Origin of the sequence: uncultured Eubacterium sp. (genome assembly GCF_945980375.1) — a bacterium.
In the GTDB taxonomy this organism is placed as follows: Bacteria; Bacillota; Clostridia; order Oscillospirales; family Acutalibacteraceae; genus Eubacterium_R.
The window spans coordinates 1-18,231 of sequence record NZ_CAMFQO010000004.1 but is presented as its reverse complement, the minus strand read 5'-3'; the positions used below and the strand labels follow the sequence as shown (position 1 = coordinate 18,231).

At 41.6% G+C, this 18,231-nt stretch carries 11 protein-coding genes and 1 tRNA gene; 4 read left to right on the top strand and 8 right to left on the bottom strand.

Annotated features, from left to right (window positions below; all coding sequences use genetic code 11):
- Position 1 precedes the first annotated feature (1 nt).
- The gene (locus tag Q0P34_RS02285) at positions 2-1,543 is read left to right on the top strand and encodes an MFS transporter (protein WP_294952283.1); all 1,542 of its coding nucleotides are present in this window, start codon (positions 2-4) and stop codon (positions 1,541-1,543) included.
- Between the two features lie 144 nt (positions 1,544-1,687).
- Here the strand turns inward: Q0P34_RS02285 and Q0P34_RS02280 are convergent, their stop codons facing one another.
- Genes Q0P34_RS02280 through nuoE form a run of 3 tightly spaced genes read right to left on the bottom strand, consistent with a single transcriptional unit; the run spans position 1,688 to position 6,118 of the window.
- Positions 1,688-3,889, bottom strand: a complete 2,202-nt coding sequence (locus Q0P34_RS02280) for an FAD-dependent oxidoreductase (RefSeq protein WP_294952280.1) — start codon at positions 3,887-3,889, stop codon at positions 1,688-1,690.
- A 16-nt stretch (positions 3,890-3,905) separates the two neighbouring features.
- Positions 3,906-5,648 carry an NADH-quinone oxidoreductase subunit NuoF gene (locus Q0P34_RS02275; protein WP_294952277.1) on the bottom strand — a complete coding sequence of 581 codons (1,743 nt, stop codon included), beginning with the start codon at positions 5,646-5,648 and terminating at the stop codon, positions 3,906-3,908.
- The gene (nuoE, locus tag Q0P34_RS02270) at positions 5,645-6,118 is read right to left on the bottom strand and encodes an NADH-quinone oxidoreductase subunit NuoE (protein WP_294952275.1); all 474 of its coding nucleotides are present in this window, start codon (positions 6,116-6,118) and stop codon (positions 5,645-5,647) included. Before nuoE ends, Q0P34_RS02275 begins: the two co-directional genes overlap by 4 nt.
- A gap of 287 nt (positions 6,119-6,405) precedes the next feature.
- On the opposite strand from nuoE, the gene fusA reads away from it, so the two are divergent.
- On the top strand, positions 6,406-8,448 hold the full coding sequence (fusA, locus tag Q0P34_RS02265; RefSeq protein WP_294952272.1) for an elongation factor G: 2,043 nt from the start codon (positions 6,406-6,408) through the stop codon (positions 8,446-8,448).
- 3 nt (positions 8,449-8,451) lie between these two features.
- Positions 8,452-9,048 (top strand): DUF308 domain-containing protein, encoded by a 597-nt coding sequence (locus Q0P34_RS02260; RefSeq protein WP_294952269.1) that lies wholly within the window; start codon positions 8,452-8,454, stop codon positions 9,046-9,048.
- 276 nt (positions 9,049-9,324) lie between these two features.
- On the opposite strand, the gene Q0P34_RS02255 is transcribed toward Q0P34_RS02260, so the two are convergent.
- The 3 genes from Q0P34_RS02255 to Q0P34_RS02245 are packed head-to-tail and all read right to left on the bottom strand — an operon-like array spanning position 9,325 to position 13,942.
- Positions 9,325-12,588 (bottom strand): glycoside hydrolase family 38 C-terminal domain-containing protein, encoded by a 3,264-nt coding sequence (locus Q0P34_RS02255; RefSeq protein ID WP_294952267.1) that lies wholly within the window; start codon positions 12,586-12,588, stop codon positions 9,325-9,327.
- Between the two features lie 19 nt (positions 12,589-12,607).
- Entirely contained in the window at positions 12,608-12,829 is a 222-nt protein-coding gene (locus Q0P34_RS02250; protein WP_294952264.1) for a methylenetetrahydrofolate dehydrogenase, read from the bottom strand.
- Between the two features lie 42 nt (positions 12,830-12,871).
- Positions 12,872-13,942 (bottom strand): glycerate kinase, encoded by a 1,071-nt coding sequence (locus Q0P34_RS02245; protein ID WP_294952261.1) that lies wholly within the window; start codon positions 13,940-13,942, stop codon positions 12,872-12,874.
- 419 nt (positions 13,943-14,361) lie between these two features.
- Here Q0P34_RS02245 and Q0P34_RS02240 point away from each other — a divergent pair.
- Positions 14,362-14,437 (top strand) — tRNA-Met (locus Q0P34_RS02240).
- 215 nt (positions 14,438-14,652) lie between these two features.
- Here the strand turns inward: Q0P34_RS02240 and Q0P34_RS02235 are convergent.
- Together Q0P34_RS02235 and Q0P34_RS02230 are read right to left on the bottom strand one after the other, a co-directional pair.
- A complete protein-coding gene (locus tag Q0P34_RS02235; protein WP_294952258.1) occupies positions 14,653-16,296 on the bottom strand; it encodes a zinc-ribbon domain-containing protein in 1,644 nt (547 codons plus the stop codon).
- Positions 16,297-16,470: 174 nt separating this feature from the next.
- Complete coding sequence (locus tag Q0P34_RS02230) at positions 16,471-17,829, bottom strand: MATE family efflux transporter (RefSeq protein WP_294952255.1); 1,359 nt, start codon at positions 17,827-17,829, stop codon at positions 16,471-16,473.
- Positions 17,830-18,231 lie beyond the last annotated feature (402 nt).

Genomic DNA, 18,231 nt, shown 5'->3' with positions numbered 1-18,231 from the left:
AATGAGTAATCAGGTAAAAACTTATACCAAAAAAGAAGCCGCCGGTTTCTTAACAGGTATGTTCGGCCAAAATCTTATTTACAACATTGTTGCAACAGGTCTTTACTTTTATTTTCAAAATGTAATCTGTTTGCCTGCAATGGCTCTTGGCTGGATTATGGCAATTGCAAGGGTGTGGGATGCTGTTAACGATCCTATGATGGGTACCATTGTTGACAAAACAAGGTCAAAGTGGGGTAAGTGCAGACCGTATCTTATCATCTTCCCTGCAATCATTGGTGTTATAACAATTCTCACATTCATCAATGGTAATTATGCAGAGGCTTCATCACAGGCACAAAAGGTGCTTATTGTTGGCTGGGCAGCCGTTTCCTACATAGCATGGGGTATGTGCTTCACTGTTTGTGATATTCCGCTTTGGGGTATTACCTCTCTTATGACAGAGGACGAAAATGACAGAAGCAAGCTTCTCGGTCTTGCCCGTATGGTAGCAGGTGTTGGCGGTATCGGTGTAGTTGTTGTTCCTGTTGCACAGGGACTTGCAGGTGCATTTGATGACGATATGCAAAAGGGATTTATTGTTACTGTAATAATCTTTACAGTTGTTGCTACAATCTGCTTTGAATTTGCCGGTATTTTCACAAGAGAGCGAGTTGAAAAATCCGAAAAGAGTTATACCTTTAAGGAAAACTTCAAGATTATGTTCAGCAATAAGCCGTTCAGACAGATTCTTATTTCCGGTATTTTAAGAAGCCCAATTCAGCTTCTTATGATTGTTGCTATGACATTGTTTACATATTATTATGCAAACGGTAATTTGATGAATGTTTTAATTAAAGACCAAGCAGGAAATATTACAGGCATTGACTTCAAGATTCTTATAGGTGTTGCTTCGGTTGCTCTCGGCTTGTTCGTTGGTCAGTTTGTAGCAATGGGCATAACTCCTGTAATTATTAAAAAGGTAGAAAAGAAAACACTTTACAATTTCTATTCTATCGCAGGTGCAGTTCCGTTTGCACTTATCTTTGTATTCTTCAAGATTGCAAACGGTGACTTGACCTCAACATTCTGGTCAATTATGGTGGGCTTGTGCATGCTTTTTGCAAGTGCGTCATTCGGCGGTATCAATGTTCTTCAATCTGTTATGATTGCCGACTGCGTAGACTATGAGGAATATACAAACGGCGTTCGTACCGATGGTGTGTTCTTCTCAGGTCAAAGTTTTATTACAAAGCTTTCGGCAGGTATCGCAACTCTCATTTCATCAGGTGTATTTGCATATGTAGGTTATAGCGGTGAAAATGTTGATAGACTCAATAAAGCAATCGAAAACGGAGCAAGCTTCATCACATATGACGGAGGCTCAGGCGTAGGTAAGTATGCTGCTGCAATGTTCTTCCTTATTTCAATCCCACCGGCAATCGGTATGGTTCTTTCTGCATTGCCTACATTAAAGTATGCTTTGTCTGATAAGGAGCATGAGAGAATTCTTGCAGAGCTTGTTGCAAAGAGAAATGAAGAAAAAACCGAAAACGAGGATTGAAAAGAGCTCAATGCCCAAAATGATTTGAAAGCCAAGGAGCTTGAAGAAAATCTGCTCGGCATTGTTGATGAAATAAATAAATTGTAAAAAACAAACCGATTGGAACTGTTCATTGCAGTCCAATCGGTTTTAATTTGTTTTTGCTTATTTTCCGAGTTCAAACAACTCTTCTCTGCTGATGTCGGCGTTTCGTGAAGCGTCGTCGTTTGGAATAACACGGATTGTTTTTCCGTCGTATTTTGTAACAAGCACCTTTGCATCCTGTCCGTTGATTTTAACAGTCTTTTCAAAATACTGCTCATCAAGCGGAACCTGCTTTTTAAGTGCTGATTTTTCCGTTAATGCACCTGTCGGGCAAAGCTCAACGCATAGTCCGCAGTTTGTACACTTTGTTTGGTCAAGAGGAAGATTGAATGCAGGAGCAACCTCTGTCTTAAAGCCTCTGCCCATAAGACCGATTGCCGAAATATTCATAACCTCCTTACAGCTTCTTACGCACAAACCGCAAAGGATACATTTTGCACTGTTTCTTTCAATAAACTCGTTGGAATTTGCCGTGTATTTTTGCGGCATCTCGCCCTTGAATCTTGCAGGATTGATGTCGTATCTCTGTGCAACATTAAGCAGCCTACACTTAAAGTATTCCTTGCATCCGCATTCAAGGCAACGGCTTGCCTCTGCCTTTGCCTCATCTTCGGTAAACCCAAGGCTTACCTCGTCAAAGTTGTTTCTTCTGTAATCTGCATCAAGTACCCTTGGGTTTATTCTTGAGCATTTTTCCTTGGCAGAATAGTCAATAAGCTCTTCGTCGCGGCGGCTGATATAGGGAACTCTTGTATCGATTTGCTCACCGTTCAGGTACGCGTCAACGGCAATGGCACATCTGTCTGCCTCGCCTATTGCCTCAATAGCGATTGATGCACCCCTGTTTGTTGCATCACCTATTGCAAATACACCGTCAAGGTTTGTTTCAAAGGTGTCAATGTCAGCCTCAATGTTGCCTCTGTCAGTAAGCTTTAATTCGCTGACGTCCTCGGTAACAAGCTTTTGACCGATTGCCATAATAACACTGTCAACTGCTATTTCCTCTGTTTTGCCCTCAACGGGAACAGGCTTTCTTCTGCCGGAGGCATCAGGCTCGCCAAGCTCCATAATTTGAAGTGTAATGCTCTTGACCTTTCCGTTCTCACCGTTAAATGAAATAGGATTTGTGAGGAATTTGTACTGTACTCCTTCCTCCTCTGCCTCACGGATTTCAAGATCATCGGCAGGCATCTCGTTTCTTGTTCTTCTGTAAACAACATAAACATTTTTTGCACCGAGCCTTACTGCTGTTCTGCACGCGTCCATAGCTGTATTACCGCCACCGCAGATAACAACATTGTCGCCGATTTCCACAGGCTCACCCTTGATAACACTGCGCAGGAAATCAATACCTCCGTATACACCGTCAAGATCCTCGCCCGGAGTTCTCATTGAGCTTGATTTCCAAGCACCGACTGCAACAATAACCGCATCGTTTTCAGCCTTGAGCTGTGCGATGGTAAAGTCCTTGCCGAGCTTTTTGCCGTTAATCATCTTAACACCGAGCTTCTCAATGATTTCAATCTCGCTGTCAAGAACTTCCTTTGGCAATCTGTATTGAGGAATACCGTAGCGCAGCATACCTCCCATCTTTTCCATCATATCGTAAATTGTTACGTCGTGTCCCTTTATAGCAAGCTGATATGCTGCCGTAAGACCTGCAGGTCCGCCACCGATAACAGCGATTTTTTTGCCTGTTGCAGCTTTCTTTTCCGGAATGTATTTGTTGGAGTTAAGGTCGACATCCGCCGCAAAAGCCTTAAGCTGTGCAATGTTGATTGGCTCCTCAACATTCTTTCTTCTGCAGGCAGATTCGCATGGATGAGGGCAAACTCTGCCGATAGATGCAGGCAATGAAATTTTGTTTTTAATTAGTTTAAGTGCTGCGTCAAATTCGCCGTTTGCAATAAGACCTACATATCCCTGACAGTCGGTTCTTGCAGGGCAGTTGAGCTGACATGGGGCAACACAGTCGCCGTCGTGTGCAGACATCAAAAGCTCCATTGCAATTTTTCTTGATTGAACAACTCTTTCGCTTTCGGTATTAATTACCATACCGTCCGAGCATTTTGCGGAACAGGAACGCAGAAGCTTTGGTATACCCTCGGCCTCTACAACACAAAGTCCGCATGCACCGTAAACCTTAACAGCCTCGTCATAGCAAAGGGTAGGGATGTATATGCCGTTATCTCTTGCCGCCTGAAGAATTGTTGTTCCTTCTTCAACCTGAATAGCTTTATTGTTGATTGTTATATTAAGCATCGTTACTCCTCCCTTCTTATTCTTTAACTATCGCACCGAATTTGCATGATGAATAGCATTTTCCGCACTTGATACATTTTTCGGTGTCTATTGTATGAGGATTCTTCACACTGCCGCTGATTGCTTCAACCGGGCAATTTCTTGCACAAAGGGTACAACCCTTGCACTTGTCCTCAATAATTTTGTATTCAACAAGGTCACTGCATTCGCCGGCAGGGCATTTTCTTTCGTTAATGTGTGCCTCATATTCGTCTCTGAAATATTTAATTGTTGTAAGCACGGGGTTTGGCGCAGTTTGACCGAGACCGCAAAGAGCACCGTCCTTGATGGAATAGCAAAGCTCCTCAAGAAGCTCAATGTCGCCCTCCTTGCCTTCGCCCTTTGTGATACGCTCAAGCATTTCAAGCATTCTCTTTGTACCTATACGGCAGTGTATACATTTGCCGCAGCTTTCCTTTGCGGTAAAGTCAAGGAAAAACTTTGCCATGCCAACCATACAGGTACCCTCGTCCATAACAACCATACCGCCGGAGCCCATAATGGCACCTGTTGCACCGAGAGCTTTGTAGTCAATAACCGTATCTATCATATCTGCCGGGATACATCCGCCTGACGGGCCTCCCATTTGTACGGCCTTAAACTCTTTGTCGGATTTCATTCCGCCGCCGATGTCAAATATAACATCCTTAAGAGTTTTGCCCATTGGAATTTCAACAAGTCCCGAGCGCTTAACCTTACCGGTAACGGCAAATACCTTTGTGCCTTTTGAGCTTTCCGTACCCATAGCGGCAAATGCCTCACCGCCGTTGTTGATAATCCAGGAAACGTTTGCAAAGGTTTCAACATTGTTTATGTTTGACGGCTGCTGCCAATATCCCGAAGCGGCAGGGAACGGAGGCTTGAGCCTCGGCATACCCCTGTGTCCCTCAAGTGATTCAATAAGAGCAGTCTCCTCACCGCAAACAAATGCTCCTGCACCCGCCTTGATGGTAAAGTCACAGCTAAAGTCTGTGCCGAAAATTCTGTCGCCTATAATACCCTTTTCCGTTGCCTGTGCAATAGCTCTTTCAAGTCTCTTGATAGCAAGCGGATACTCGGCTCTTACGTAAACAACTGAGTGCTGTGCACCGATAGCATATGCACCGATAAGCATACCCTCAATAAGAGTGTGCGGGTCGGATTCGATAACCGCTCTGTCCATAAATGCACCGGGGTCGCCCTCGTCTGCGTTGCAGATAAGGTACTTAACATCTCCCTCGCTCTGCCTTGCGGCATTCCACTTGAACCAGGTTGGGAAGCCTGCACCGCCTCTGCCTGCCAAGCCTGACACCTTGATGATTTCGATAACCTCCTCGGGTGTAAGCTCTGTCAAGCATTTTTTGAGTGCTGTGTAGCCGTCCGCTTCAATAAATTCGCTTATTTCATCAGGATTGATGATACCGCATCTTCTCAAGGCAATTCTTGTTTGCTTTGTTAAAAATTCGTTGTCTTCAGCCGATACAATAAGCTTTTCAATTTTGCTTATGTCCTTTGTTCTTGCATATTCGGCAATGGCATCGGCATCATCGGGAGTAACCTTAACAAGCCTTGTCAGCCTGTCACCCTCGTAGATGTCAACAATAGGCTCAAGGTAGCACATACCGATACAGCCTGTAATGCTTACCCTTGCATCGCCTAAATCACAATTCAAAAGTGCCTCACGCACCTTTTCAGCTCCGGCAGCAATACCGCATGAGCCCTCTCCGATAACTATTCTCATTGTGCTGCCTCCCTTAATTCCTTAAGTATTTTCTTTGTTTTGTCAGGTGTAAGACTGCCGTATGTATTGTCATTAATCATCATAACAGGGGACAATGAGCAACAGCCGAGACAGGCAACGCACTTTAATGAGAACAAGCCGTCATCTGTGGTTTCTCCGTCGTCTATGCCAAGCTCATCCTTGATTGTCTGCAAAATCAATTCGGATGAGTTAACGTGGCAGGCTGTACCTTGGCAAAGCATAATAAGGTATTTGCCCACAGGCTGAAATCTAAATTGGGTGTAAAATGTGCCGACACCCATAATTTCACTTTCAGCAATACCCGTTGCTTCGGAAATTTTTATTATTGCTTCCTTGGGAAGATAGCCGTAAATATCCTGTGTGTGCTGTAAAATTGTAATCAAGCTTCCCTTAATGCCTGCATATTCGTCAAGCACAGGTTCAATAAGCTTCAAATCAACAGTAGACATATTTTTCCTCCTAACAATACGGTGTATATTTTATAATATATTACTTAAAATATACTATAATTTCGGCATTTTATCAAGGCAAAATCGTCAAATTCATATAACTTGTACAAAAACATTAATATATGCTTATATTGAGCCATAGAATATATATAGTGTTTTTGGTTATATCTGGTAAATGCGTTTATTTCATTTTTATAAACAATGCACACTATTTACCAAAAAGTATTGACATATGTGCAAAAATACTGTACAATTTTAACAAATGATATATTGAAGGGGTGTTCTTAATGAGCATAGTTAAAAATGTGGCAATTGTCGGTCACGCTTCAAAGGGTAAAACAACTCTTGCAGAGGCAATGCTTAATGTGGCAGGCGTTACCGAAAGAATGGGTAAAATTGCCGATGGAAATACTGTTTCTGACAGTGACGCAGAGGAGAAGAAGAGGGGAGTTAGTATATCTTCGTCACTTTTGCAGTTTACATATGATAATGCAAAAATTAATATTATAGATACTCCGGGCCTTTTTGATTTTGCCTTGGGCTCTGCCGAGGGATTGAGAGCAGCCGATAGTGCTATCGTTGTTGTATCTGCAAGGTCAGGCTTGGCAGCAGGCGCCGAAAAAGCATTTAAGGGTGCCGGTAAAAAGGGTATGGCACGCATTATCGTTACATCAAAGATGGATGATGAAAGGGCAGATTTTTACAAGGCATTCAATGGCTTGGTTGCAAAGTTCGGTACAACAATGTGTCCTGTTGTTGTTCCTGTTCTTAACGGCGGCAAGGTTGTCGGCTACTATAATATGATAGACGACACAACCTATACATACGACGGAGTTCATAAAAAGGCAAGCGATGTTGCTCACGATGATCAGGCAAGATTTGACGCTATTAAGGAAGTGTTCGCAGAGGCTGTTGCAGGCACAGACGATGCACTTATGGAAAAGTATTTTGAAGGCGAGTCTCTTACCACACAGGATAAGCTTAACGGCTTGGCAAAGGGTGTTGCAGATGGTACGGTAGTCCCTGTGTTTGCACTTTCGGGTCTTACCGGCGTCGGCGTGGATATGCTTCTTGATTTCATCAAGGATTGCTGTCCTGCTCCGAAGTCCGAATATGCTATTGATGCAAACGGTGAGCCTATCGAGCTTACTGTTGATGCAAACGGTCCGTTGGCTGCTGTATGCTTCAAGACTGTTGCAGACCCGTTTATCGGTAAGCTTAATTATTTCAAGGTTGTTTCCGGCAAGCTTACACAGGGTATAACAGTTGTTAACTCTCGCACCGGTAAGGAGGAGAGAGTGGGCAAGGTTGTTAACCTGCTCGGCACAAAGCAAACAGATGCCAAGGAAATCATCGCCGGCGAAATCGGTGCTGTTGCAAAGCTTGACAGCTTCAAGACCGGGGACACAATGTGCACATCGGCAAAGGTTGTAACTCTTGACGGCGTTGCCGTTCCCGTACCTTGCTATTCTATGGCTATTACAGCTGATAAGAAGGGCGAGGAGGAAAAGGTGTCTAACGCAATTCAAAAGATGATTGAGGAAGATCCGTCAATCGCGTATAAGGTAAACCACGAAACAAGACAAACAGTTTTGTCAGGCTTGGGAGAACAGCATTTGGATGTATGTCTGTCAAAATTGAGTACAAAATATAATGTAACCGCTTCTCTTGAACAACCTCGAGTTGCTTACAGAGAAACTATTACACGCAAGGTTACTGCACAGGGCAGACATAAAAAGCAATCAGGCGGTCACGGTCAGTTCGGTGATGTATTTATCGAATTTGAGCCTTGCGATTCAGAAGAGCTTGTATTTGCAGAAAGAGTTGTCGGCGGCTCCGTTCCAAAGAACTTCTTCCCGGCAGTAGAAAAGGGATTGCAGGAGTCTATGGAAAAGGGTGTGCTTGCAGGATATCCGATGGTTGGCGTAAAGGCAACATTGTTTGACGGCTCATACCATCCTGTTGACTCGTCCGAAATGGCATTTAAGATGGCTGCTTCTCTTGCGTTCAAGTCGGGTATAGCAGATGCTTCTCCTGTTTTGCTTGAGCCGATTGTTACCCTTAATGCTCTTTGCAACGATGATGCAATGGGTGATGTTATCGGTGATATTAATAAGCGCAGAGGCCGTGTGCTCGGCATGAATCCTACCGGTGACGGTATGCAGGAGATTATTGCAGAGGTGCCTGAATCTGAAATGACAACCTTTGCAACATCTATGCGCCAAATCACACAGGGCAGAGGATCATTTACAACAGCCTTTGCAAGATACGAAAGATGCCCTGAGCATATTGCTCAAAAGGTTATCGCAGAAAGCTCGGTAAATGAATAATTTATGATAGAATTTTTTAGAGGATTAAAACGGTTTTCCGTTGCAACGATAATTGTTTCTGCCGTTATGGGTGTGCTGTTTATAGCATTTCCGTCAAAGTGTATAGAGTATATTTCTCTTGTAATCGGTCTGTCATTTGTTGCAACAGGAATAATCTCGGTTGTGTCTTATATTGTTAAGCGAGAGCAAAAGCCGAGCCTTGTGCTTGGTTGCCTGTCGCTTGTTGCCGGAATAGTGATATGCGTTAGGTACCGTGCAATTATTTCGTTTATAGTTGTGGTGCTTGGTATATTTATACTGACCTCCGGCCTTGTCGATATGGCGGCTGCTATTCGCTCAATAATAACGTTAAGGGTTTCCGGTTGGTTTACCATGCTTCTGTCGGTTATCACAATAATCTTCGGCATAGTAGCCATTACAAAATCGGCAAGCCTGACGGATAGCATAGTTCGATTTATCGGTGCGGCGCTTATCGTATACGCAGTTCTTGATTTGATAACACTATTGCAAATCAACACGGCAGCCAAAAGGGTAAAGCAAACAATCGATTCCACGTCCGACATAGAGGTTGAAGCAACCGAGCAACAGAATGATGAATGACAAAACGCTGTGAGCATTATGCTCACAGCGTTATACTGTCGATAAAGTGTGCTGAACCACGCCAAAAGAAAATATATTTGGCGCCCCTTTTATGCAATAAAGGGGAGCTGTCACCGAAGGTGACTGAGGGGATATAAAAACAGATTGAACATCGAGTTCAATCTGTTTTTTGGCGTTTTTCGCCTTTTGCTCGGTTGAGGTACCCTCGTACATCTTCCCTCGCAAAATGCGAATTTCAGCTCCATTTCTCAACAGTCTACCAGCGTGTGCTTTGCTTTACCATTCGCTCTTGGTGTAGGAGCGAATAATGTTTGTGATAATGTTGTCTCGTTTGATACCCTTGCCCTTGCCGCCTTTGATTTGGTCTTGTATTTTTCCTGCACGGATTGTAATGAAATCTGCCTTATCGATAATCTTGTTGATAGGCGGTATTTCACCAAATTCGTAGCCCTCGTCAACCTCGTCAATCAGCCTTGTTGCAAGGTGAGTGTTAGAGAATTTTTTAACAGCCGTCATTGCCAAAATAACAATTTTGTTGTCCTCAGGCATGGTTACTGTTTTACAGCCTCGCACATCAATTTCATACAGGTAAAAATATGCCTTGCCGTTGGCAATGTTGCCCTCCGGATGATGAGTGTGCGTAAATTCGATAGCGATTGGTTGATTTGTGATTTTGGCAGTTTGCTGTAAGCCTGCCATATCCCATTGACCAACCGGCTCACGCATAGGATAAACCGTAATGTGCCTTTCCTTGCTGTCAGCCATAACAACGGTATCTCTGCGCTCAAGCACCGAGCCTGCAATCATATACAGCTTTGTAACACCCTTTGGCAGTTCGATTTCTTGTCCTCGAGGAATAAATATGTTTTTATCCATTTCCACGTTAGGCATCTTAAAGGTGATGCCGTGAACGGTCAGCGAGCTTGGTATCAGCTCGTTCGGCAGGCTCATTCCGCTGCCCTGCATAATGCAGTTAACCTTGTATTCATCTGCCGTGATGCCAACGGAATTGTATTCAAGGTCAAGCTTCTTAAAGTTTTCCTTTGCCTTGTTTCTTTCTGCATTTAGCTTTAGCTTAAAGGTTTTCACCTCAAACGGCTTTAGGTCAAACACCAATGCACCGTTGTCGATTTTTGCATCGTTTTTGTATTCCTCGCTTGCCCAAACCTCTGTTGCCTCGGTTATGTCGCAGAAAAATTTAATACCTGCACTCTTGTGTGCCTTGCCGACACCCTCGTTTATTCTCACGATAATGCTGTCGTCGTCAATAGCCTTTTTAACGGCTCTGACCAAAACTGCGTTTGATGATGTGTTAAGCAGGCTGAAGCTGTCGCCGAGTACACCCTCACGCCTTGACGATGTGCAAAACGCAACAAGACCTTGGCAAAAGCATTGTGACTCAATTTGAGTAGTTGCTCCTACATTGCCCTTGTGGCTCATTATTCCAAATGCAAACCTGTTTCGTCCTATGTCCTGCAAATCCTGCCTTGCATCCTTTGTAAAAGCACCGGCAGGGGTGTGTATGCAGGTAAGCCTCAGTGTGTAATCGTTCGGCTTGTCCCATCCGTATTTGCAGTCTGACAAAATGCTGACACCGTATTTGCCGAATCTGTCCGTAATATCTGCCCATTTCTGTGCAGGCACCTCGTACAGATTTTCTGTGTTGTTGCCACGCTTTATGTAGCCTAAGCCGAGGTCGTAGCTTGCTTCGTCGTTACTGCAGGTAACAGGGAACTGTGCTTTAAGCAGAGCTCTTCTTTCCTGCCAATCAATGTTGTTGTCAACTCTTATAACCTCACCGTATGCCTCAAGGCTGACTACCTGCTCGATTTTGCTGTATTCGGCCTCTCGTGTCACCTTGATTGCAATTCTTGCCGGACCGTCTTCAACTATCTCAAAGTTCGGAGTGTTTGCATAGCAGTACGGCTCGCCGTCGATATCCTCTTTTCTGATTTCCCAGGACGGATAATTCAGCTCACCGATATTGTGCAGTAATGCAAGCTTGATAGGTGCGGTAAGTAACTGAACCTTTAGTTTTTTGTCAACGATAGAGCCTATGTCGCCGTTTTTGTTGAACATAAGCCTGTATTTGTCATTTTCAAGTGTATGCTCGGTTACCTTGAGGTCTGTCTTGCCGTCATACTTTTTGTCGGCACCCTGAACATCGTAAACTCTGCTTGCACAGGAGCCTACACTTGCAAGGAAGATAATGTCAAATTCCTTGCCCGATTTTTTTACAATCTGGCTTGGAACCTCCTTGCCGTTTTTGTCAAGCACCTTGATGTATTTTGCATTTCGTGTAAGCTTGATGTGTGCCTTAACCGCCGCCTTGCGTTTTACTGCAACGGGGTTGTTAACAATAACGGCACATTCCTTACACCATGAGGTATCAATCTCGTTAGCCAATGCTCCCATTGCACCCTCGTATTCGGCTTGGAATTGATTGAGGGATGCAAAGTAATCGTTCCAGCTGTCGTTGTACTGAAGCATTGTCGACGTGCCCGGAATATCGTCGTGGAATTGATGCTGAATAACTCTTTTCCACGCCTTGTCGATTATCTCCTGCGGATACCTGTATGATGTCAGCAGGCTTGCGGCAACGGCAGCCTTTTCACAGCTGTCTGCAAGACATTCGTTTTGTGCGTTGAGCCTTTTGCTCATACATCTTGATGTATAACCGCCTGCACCGTGGCTTTTCATAACTAATTCGTTATTCCATATCGGCAACGCGTTTTTTTGCTTTTGCGAAAGCCCGTCCATTTCAACAAAGATTTCATCTGATGATGCAGAATATACCTTGGTTTCTTTGTTTTTTTGGTTAGCCTCAACGCTGTCGTTTACAGCCTTAGCACTTTCTTCGGTAGGAGCTCCGCCCCAATCACCTGTGCCATAATAATTCATGGTCCAAGGCAAATCGTGCTTGAGTCCGTTTTCTGCAAGTTTGTTTATTATTTGCAAATCTCCTCTGACATCACCGTCAAATTTGTAACGGTATGATAGGGGATTAAGGGATGCGTAAACCCTGTCGCCGTTTACGCCCTGCCATATTCCGATGTCGAACGGCAGCTCATATGCTCCGCCCCAGCTAAGCTTTTGAGAAGAAACACCAAGCAGATTGGCATGCTTTGCAATGCTCGGCAACGCATATCCGAATCCAAAGCAGTCCGGCAAAAATACATCCTTGGAGGTTTTGCCGAATTTTTTGTTAAAGTAGTGATTGCCATAAAGAAAATTGCGGAATAATGCCTCGGGTGACGGAATGTTAACATCTCCGTTTTCGTATGCAGAGCCGCTGACACACCATTTACCCTCGTCAACATATTGCCTGATTTTTGCAAAAGCATCAGGATAGTATTCTTCAATAAGCTCATAACGAAAGCTACCCTCAAAATTAAAGCGGTAATGAGGGTATTTTTCAATTAATTCAAAGTTTTTGTTGAATGTATCCGGTATAAATTCATCAATGGTTTTCGGCAGCTCCCATCTCCAAACCGTGTCAAGATGTGCAGTTGCAACCGTAAAAATTTTATTTTCAGCCATTATATGTCTCTGCTTTAACTTACTTTACTTCAATAATTTCGTATTCAAAATCGTACTGCTCCTGCAGAGCCTTTACCTTGTCCTCGTTGTCCTCGATAAATGATGCACTGCGAACACTCTTTCCGTCAACGGAATAATCCTTAACAATTTGGTTAAGCTTTTCCCAAGCCTCTGCCTCTAACGGATAGTTGTCCGGAAATTTAATTTGAAATTCTCTGTGTTTAGGGATTCTTACCTTCATAAGTATTCTCCTTGTGTAAATTAATTGTATAATATTATATAATTATTTTAATATTTTTTCAAGGCTATTTTCCACTTTTTTAGCAAGGACTGTCCTTGCGTTGCCGATGGCCTCGTCAACTGTTGTTTCCTTGTCTGCAAGCGGTATCGCAATATCGCCAACCTTGTCTGTTTCAATGCACCCGCTGATTACAACGCACCTTTTGTTGTGCTTTTTGCAAAGCTCGTATATTTTGTAAGGCAGCTTGCCCATTAAGGTTTGCCCGTCTGTTTTGCCTTCACCTGTGATTATGATGTTGGCATTTTTTATTTTTTCTTCAAGATTGCAGTACTGTGCAAGAATATCAAATCCGGATTTAATCTCTCCGCCGAAAACACTGTAAAGTCCTCCGCATATTCCTCCTGCGGCTCCTGCCCCCTTAACCTTGCTGATGTCGTTTTTGAAAAATGCATTTAGCCTTTGCAAGCCCTCGTCAAGCTCTGCCACCTGTGTTTTGTTGGCACCCTTTTGCGGTGCAAAAACATAAGCCGCACCGTTTTTTCCGTAGTATTCATTTTCAACATCACAGGCATATGTTATCTCAATATCCTTTGGGCAATCTCTTGTGCTTAAACCGAAAATATAGTTTAGGTCACTGCTTTTAGGCATTTTAATAATGCTTTGGTTTTCGTCATATATTTTTGCTCCGAGAGCTACAAGTGCTCCTGCACCTCCGTCACAGCATCCTGTACCGCCAAGACCAAGGATGATTTTTCTGAAGCCGTTGTCGTATGCGAATTTTATAAGCTCTCCCGTGCCGTAGCTTGTGCTTTGCATAATTCGTTTTTGCTTTTGCAAACCGCTTGCAACCGCACATTCAATTACAGCGGTGTCATCAAATACAAATATATACCCATCTGTTTGCCTGCCGTAGACATCGTGACATTTTGTGAAAAGCTTTTTCGCACCGCATATGCTCTCAAATGCGTCGCCAAAGCCTTCTCCACCGTCGGAAAAGGGTAGAGCCGTAACATTGTGATTTGTGCATTTTGTAATTACTGCCTTGATAGTGTCGGCAACCTGCATTGCCGTAAGTGTGCCCTTGTACGAATCCGGAGCTATCAAAATGTTCATTGCTATTCACCCTGTAATAATTTTGTTACCTGAATTGTAACACATTTTTTAGTGGTTGTAAAATGAAAAAAACAATATGTTGTGGATCGAATTGACTATTTATACAAATAATTTGATTTACTTTTTTGAAAAGTTACAAAATGATAATTTTTCATAAAATATCTTGACAATTTTTGCTTGCTGTTGTACTATATATACAACCACTATTGTGTGGTAGCGTGATGGTAATAGCGCTAAAGTGTTGTGTCTGTCAGCAACTTCACAACACGAAGAGATTGTTTTTATTAAACAGCGAAGATGGGTAGTTTAAGCGGACACTTAGGCTACCCGTTTTTGTTTTATAAAATAATCAAAATATGTATTGACATTTCAAAATTATGTGATATAATATTCTATACAAGTTGAGTAAACACATATATCGCGGGGTAGAGCAGTTGGTAGCTCGTCGGGCTCATAACCCGGAGGTCGCAAGTTCGAGTCTTGTCCCCGCAACCACTAAATGACACAACATTTGATACAATGTTGTGTCTTAATTTTTTGCTTAAAATACACTTGAAAACAAACACTAATATTTTATTTGTCTATTTGCTAAAATGCTCTTTTTAGTCTTGTTGCGGGGGTAGGACTTAAACCTACCTCAATTTTGATTTCCTTTTGCACTCCGTGTAAAAACTAAAAAAGGTTTGGATTTCAATCCAAACCTTTAATATTTAATCAATGAATTTCCAATGATATCCACCAGCAGTGTCTCTTTTCCCTTTACAGCAATCAGATATACTATGACGCTCAATGTTAGTTTTCCTTTCGGCATCTGTTAGTGATGTATAAACTACATTTGTTTCCACGTTCAATACTTTTATCGAACGAGTTTGTGTAAATTTTTTCATACTACACATAATGCATCCGCTTCCTGCAAATCTTGATTTTATTTCAGCATCCCATTCATATCCACATATATGACATTTCCAGTGTGCTTTGTAATGAGAACCTTTTGTAAAATTTTCAAGCATTAAACCACCGTTAGAATCTTCGTCCCAATCAAGTAGTAGTTCTGGCTTTAATGATGTAATAGAATTATCGAGTACATATTGTTTATATTGTTTTGTGATTATAGCTTTATCCTTGTTTACATCGATCGTTACCGGCTTGCCTAATTGGCGCAATAATTCATTGATTACATCACTTAATGCTTCGTTTGAAAAGTTATCTTGCCTAAAAATGCATATGCAATCATTATACGAAGTTAATCCATTTTCTCTTATTCTAATTAACTTTATGCCATTATCAATACATTTTTGATTTTTTAAAACTTCTTTGTTTGATTTTTTATTGTGAAAATGAAAACCATCGTATTCAATACCTATAGATAATTCGGGAATAAAAATATCTAATTCAGTTTTATCAAAAACATATCTATTAACAGAGTTTGGGAAAAGTGAACTGATATAGTAGAATATGGCTTGTTCTGGAAATGATGTTTGAGAATTACAAATTCTGCAATTATTTCCTCGTACTCTAGATGATACAGAGGCAGCCCACTTATGTCCGTGTATACATTTCCAAAACACTTTTTTTGATGAACTTCTAGCTATTTCATTTGGATTACATTTGTTTTTATCATAATCCCATTCGTCGAGCAAATATAAAAGCTCTTTGTTGCTCTTACAATATGTTTCTAAATCATTTAATCCTTGATATAATTTCTTTCCTGAACAAACAGCACAACCAGTTCCGTTTTTGCCCGTTCTAGAATAAATTGCGGCTTGCCATTCATGACCTTCCTTACATATCCACCAGACTCTTTTGCTACTACCGATGGACACATTATCAGGTGTTAAATCACCATTTTTTGTTGGATGCCATTCGCCAGCAATTACGGGACATAGAGTTTTTAAATCATTGTATCCTTTCAATACTTTTTTATTACTACATACTGGACATCCAGTATTCTCGGTTATTCTATGAGCAATTGATGTTTTCCAAGAATGACCTTTATTGCATCTCCAATAAACCTTTTGACCTGAACACCAAGTATATTCTTCAGGTTGGTTAGCATTGTTATCATAATCCCATTCTTGTAGTAAATATAGTAACGCATTATTTTTACAAAATGTCTCAAAATCGTTATAACCTTTAAGTGCTTTTTGATTAGAACAGTATACACATTGATGTCCTTGTTTTGCTCTCGCTGAAATAGAAGTTTCCCACGAATGTCCTTTACGACATTTCCACCAAGCCTTTTTATTGCTGCCATAAGTAATTTGATTAGGATTTAAACCAAGTTCATTATTCTTCTCCCAATCCCATTCAGCCATTAGTTCTTCACTATCTATTATGTATTTCTTTTCAGCCAATTAAAGCACCTCATAACATTGATAAATATATAATATCACAATATAATAATTCCTTCAATAATTGAAAAGTTTTATTTTTGAATTAAAGTTTTTTGTATCAAAAGCTAACACTTGACCCATAAGGAAAAGACACCCAAGCGGTGTCTTTTTTGTGAATATTAAGCATTGTCTTTATTATGCACATATGCTTTGGTCTGCGAGTTGCTTGAACTTTTTGCGCTTTGACAGGTAGATGATTGCAAGTGGGATGTCTGCAAGAAGCCATGCGGCAGGCGGTGCGTAGCATACCGCCTCAAATCCGAAGCCGAGCCTTAATACGAGTATTGAAATAACAATCCTTCCTATGAGCTCTCCTGCGCCTGCTATGGTGTTTGAGTACGTGAATCCCAACCCCTGCAATGTATTCCTGAGGACAAACAACACTGCAACAAGGCTGTAGCACTGTGCTATTGCAGTTAAGTATTGCTTTGCAGCGGAAAGGATTTCGGCATTAACCTCTGTCATAAACAGTGATACCATTGGCTCTGCAATAGCCATAAGCGTTAGGCTCATTGCAACTGAAACACCTAAATCAAGCAAAAATATTTTGTTAACCGATTTGATGATTCTGTCATAATTTTTAGCACCGTAGTTTTGTCCTACAAAGGTTTGTGTTGCTACACCCAATCCACTCATCGGAATATTTGTTATGCTTTCAACCCTCATTCCTGCGGTAATGCCTGCCATTTTAGTAGGACCGAAAGAGTTAATGGCACTTTGCATTGTCATTGAGCCTATTGATGTAATGGTAAACTGAAGAGAAACGGGAATGCCGAGCTTGATTTGCTCCCAAGCAATTTTAATGTTTAATCTTAAATCTTCCTTTTTGATTTCAACATCATTGTTAATGAATATGATGTATATTCCCGTAAGTAAGGCAGCAACAAAATACGAAAACAATGTTGCAACCGCCGCACCCTCGACACCCCAGCCGAGATGCTTTACAAAAATAATATCAAGAACAAAATTTACTATAACGCTTACTATGTAAAAAATCAAAGGCTTTCTGCTTTCGCCGACTGCTCTTGAAATTGCCGTAAAATTGTTTGAAAGCATTTGAAGAGGAATTCCGAAATATAAAATGTTTATGTATCTTGCTGATAAATCAATGATTTCGCTTGGTGTGCCTATTGCACGAAGCAGAGGCCTTGATATAATATGAGCAACGATAACAATGATTACACCTATCAAAAAAGCAACTGCAATGCTGTTGCCGGCATAAGCGGAAACTCTCTTTTTATCTCCGGCTCCGAATGCATGAGCAACGGGAATTGTAAATCCGCTTGTAAGCCCGAGCGAAGCACCCACAATAAACCCGCCTATTGAGCCGACATTACCCACAGCCGCAAGTGCGTCCGTTCCCACATATCTGCCGACAATAATGTTGTCAATAAATGAGTAGTTGTATTGAAGCATGCTTGAAATCATTATCGGCAAGGCAAACAGAATTATTCTTTTTATCGGATTGCCGCTCAGCATATCGTTTTGTTTCATTGGCTTTCTCCCGGTTTTCAAAAACTTGATTATATTATAGGAGCATTTTTTCATAATTCAAGTGATTTTTTATATTTTTCTACCTAGCCTAACAGAATTCGAACATAATTAGGTTTATATTAACAAATTTACGATTATACTGCGTTAATTTTTAATTGAATACGCAAGTATGCAATTAAAAATATGCCTTGTCTAATTAAAAATTTGTTTAATATAAACTGCTACGCACCTAAAGTGAGTTAGTTTGTGTAGCTGTCGTCATTTCTTTGACGAAGTTATACTGCCGTATATCAAGGCAAAAAATGGCGACAGATACCATAATTACCTTACTTTAGGCTATTAGGTTAGGATACTGTTAGGCTAAATACCATTGTCCTAAATAAAGCGAAAAATAAAAATCGG

What these genes read in the sequence shown, in the direction of transcription:
- nuoE (WP_294952275.1), bottom strand. Translation starts at nt 6,118, where the DNA reads ATGTCTACTGTTGATTTGAAGCTTATTGAACCTGTGCTTGACGAATAT.
- Q0P34_RS02260 (WP_294952269.1), top strand. Translation starts at nt 8,452, where the DNA reads ATGATAGAATTTTTTAGAGGATTAAAACGGTTTTCCGTTGCAACGATA.
- Q0P34_RS02245 (WP_294952261.1), bottom strand. Translation starts at nt 13,942, where the DNA reads ATGAACATTTTGATAGCTCCGGATTCGTACAAGGGCACACTTACGGCA.
- fusA (WP_294952272.1), top strand. Translation starts at nt 6,406, where the DNA reads ATGAGCATAGTTAAAAATGTGGCAATTGTCGGTCACGCTTCAAAGGGT.
- Q0P34_RS02275 (WP_294952277.1), bottom strand. Translation starts at nt 5,648, where the DNA reads ATGAGAATAGTTATCGGAGAGGGCTCATGCGGTATTGCTGCCGGAGCT.
- Q0P34_RS02250 (WP_294952264.1), bottom strand. Translation starts at nt 12,829, where the DNA reads ATGAAGGTAAGAATCCCTAAACACAGAGAATTTCAAATTAAATTTCCG.
- Q0P34_RS02280 (WP_294952280.1), bottom strand. Translation starts at nt 3,889, where the DNA reads ATGCTTAATATAACAATCAACAATAAAGCTATTCAGGTTGAAGAAGGA.
- Q0P34_RS02255 (WP_294952267.1), bottom strand. Translation starts at nt 12,588, where the DNA reads ATGGCTGAAAATAAAATTTTTACGGTTGCAACTGCACATCTTGACACG.
- Q0P34_RS02285 (WP_294952283.1), top strand. Translation starts at nt 2, where the DNA reads ATGAGTAATCAGGTAAAAACTTATACCAAAAAAGAAGCCGCCGGTTTC.
- Q0P34_RS02230 (WP_294952255.1), bottom strand. Translation starts at nt 17,829, where the DNA reads ATGAAACAAAACGATATGCTGAGCGGCAATCCGATAAAAAGAATAATT.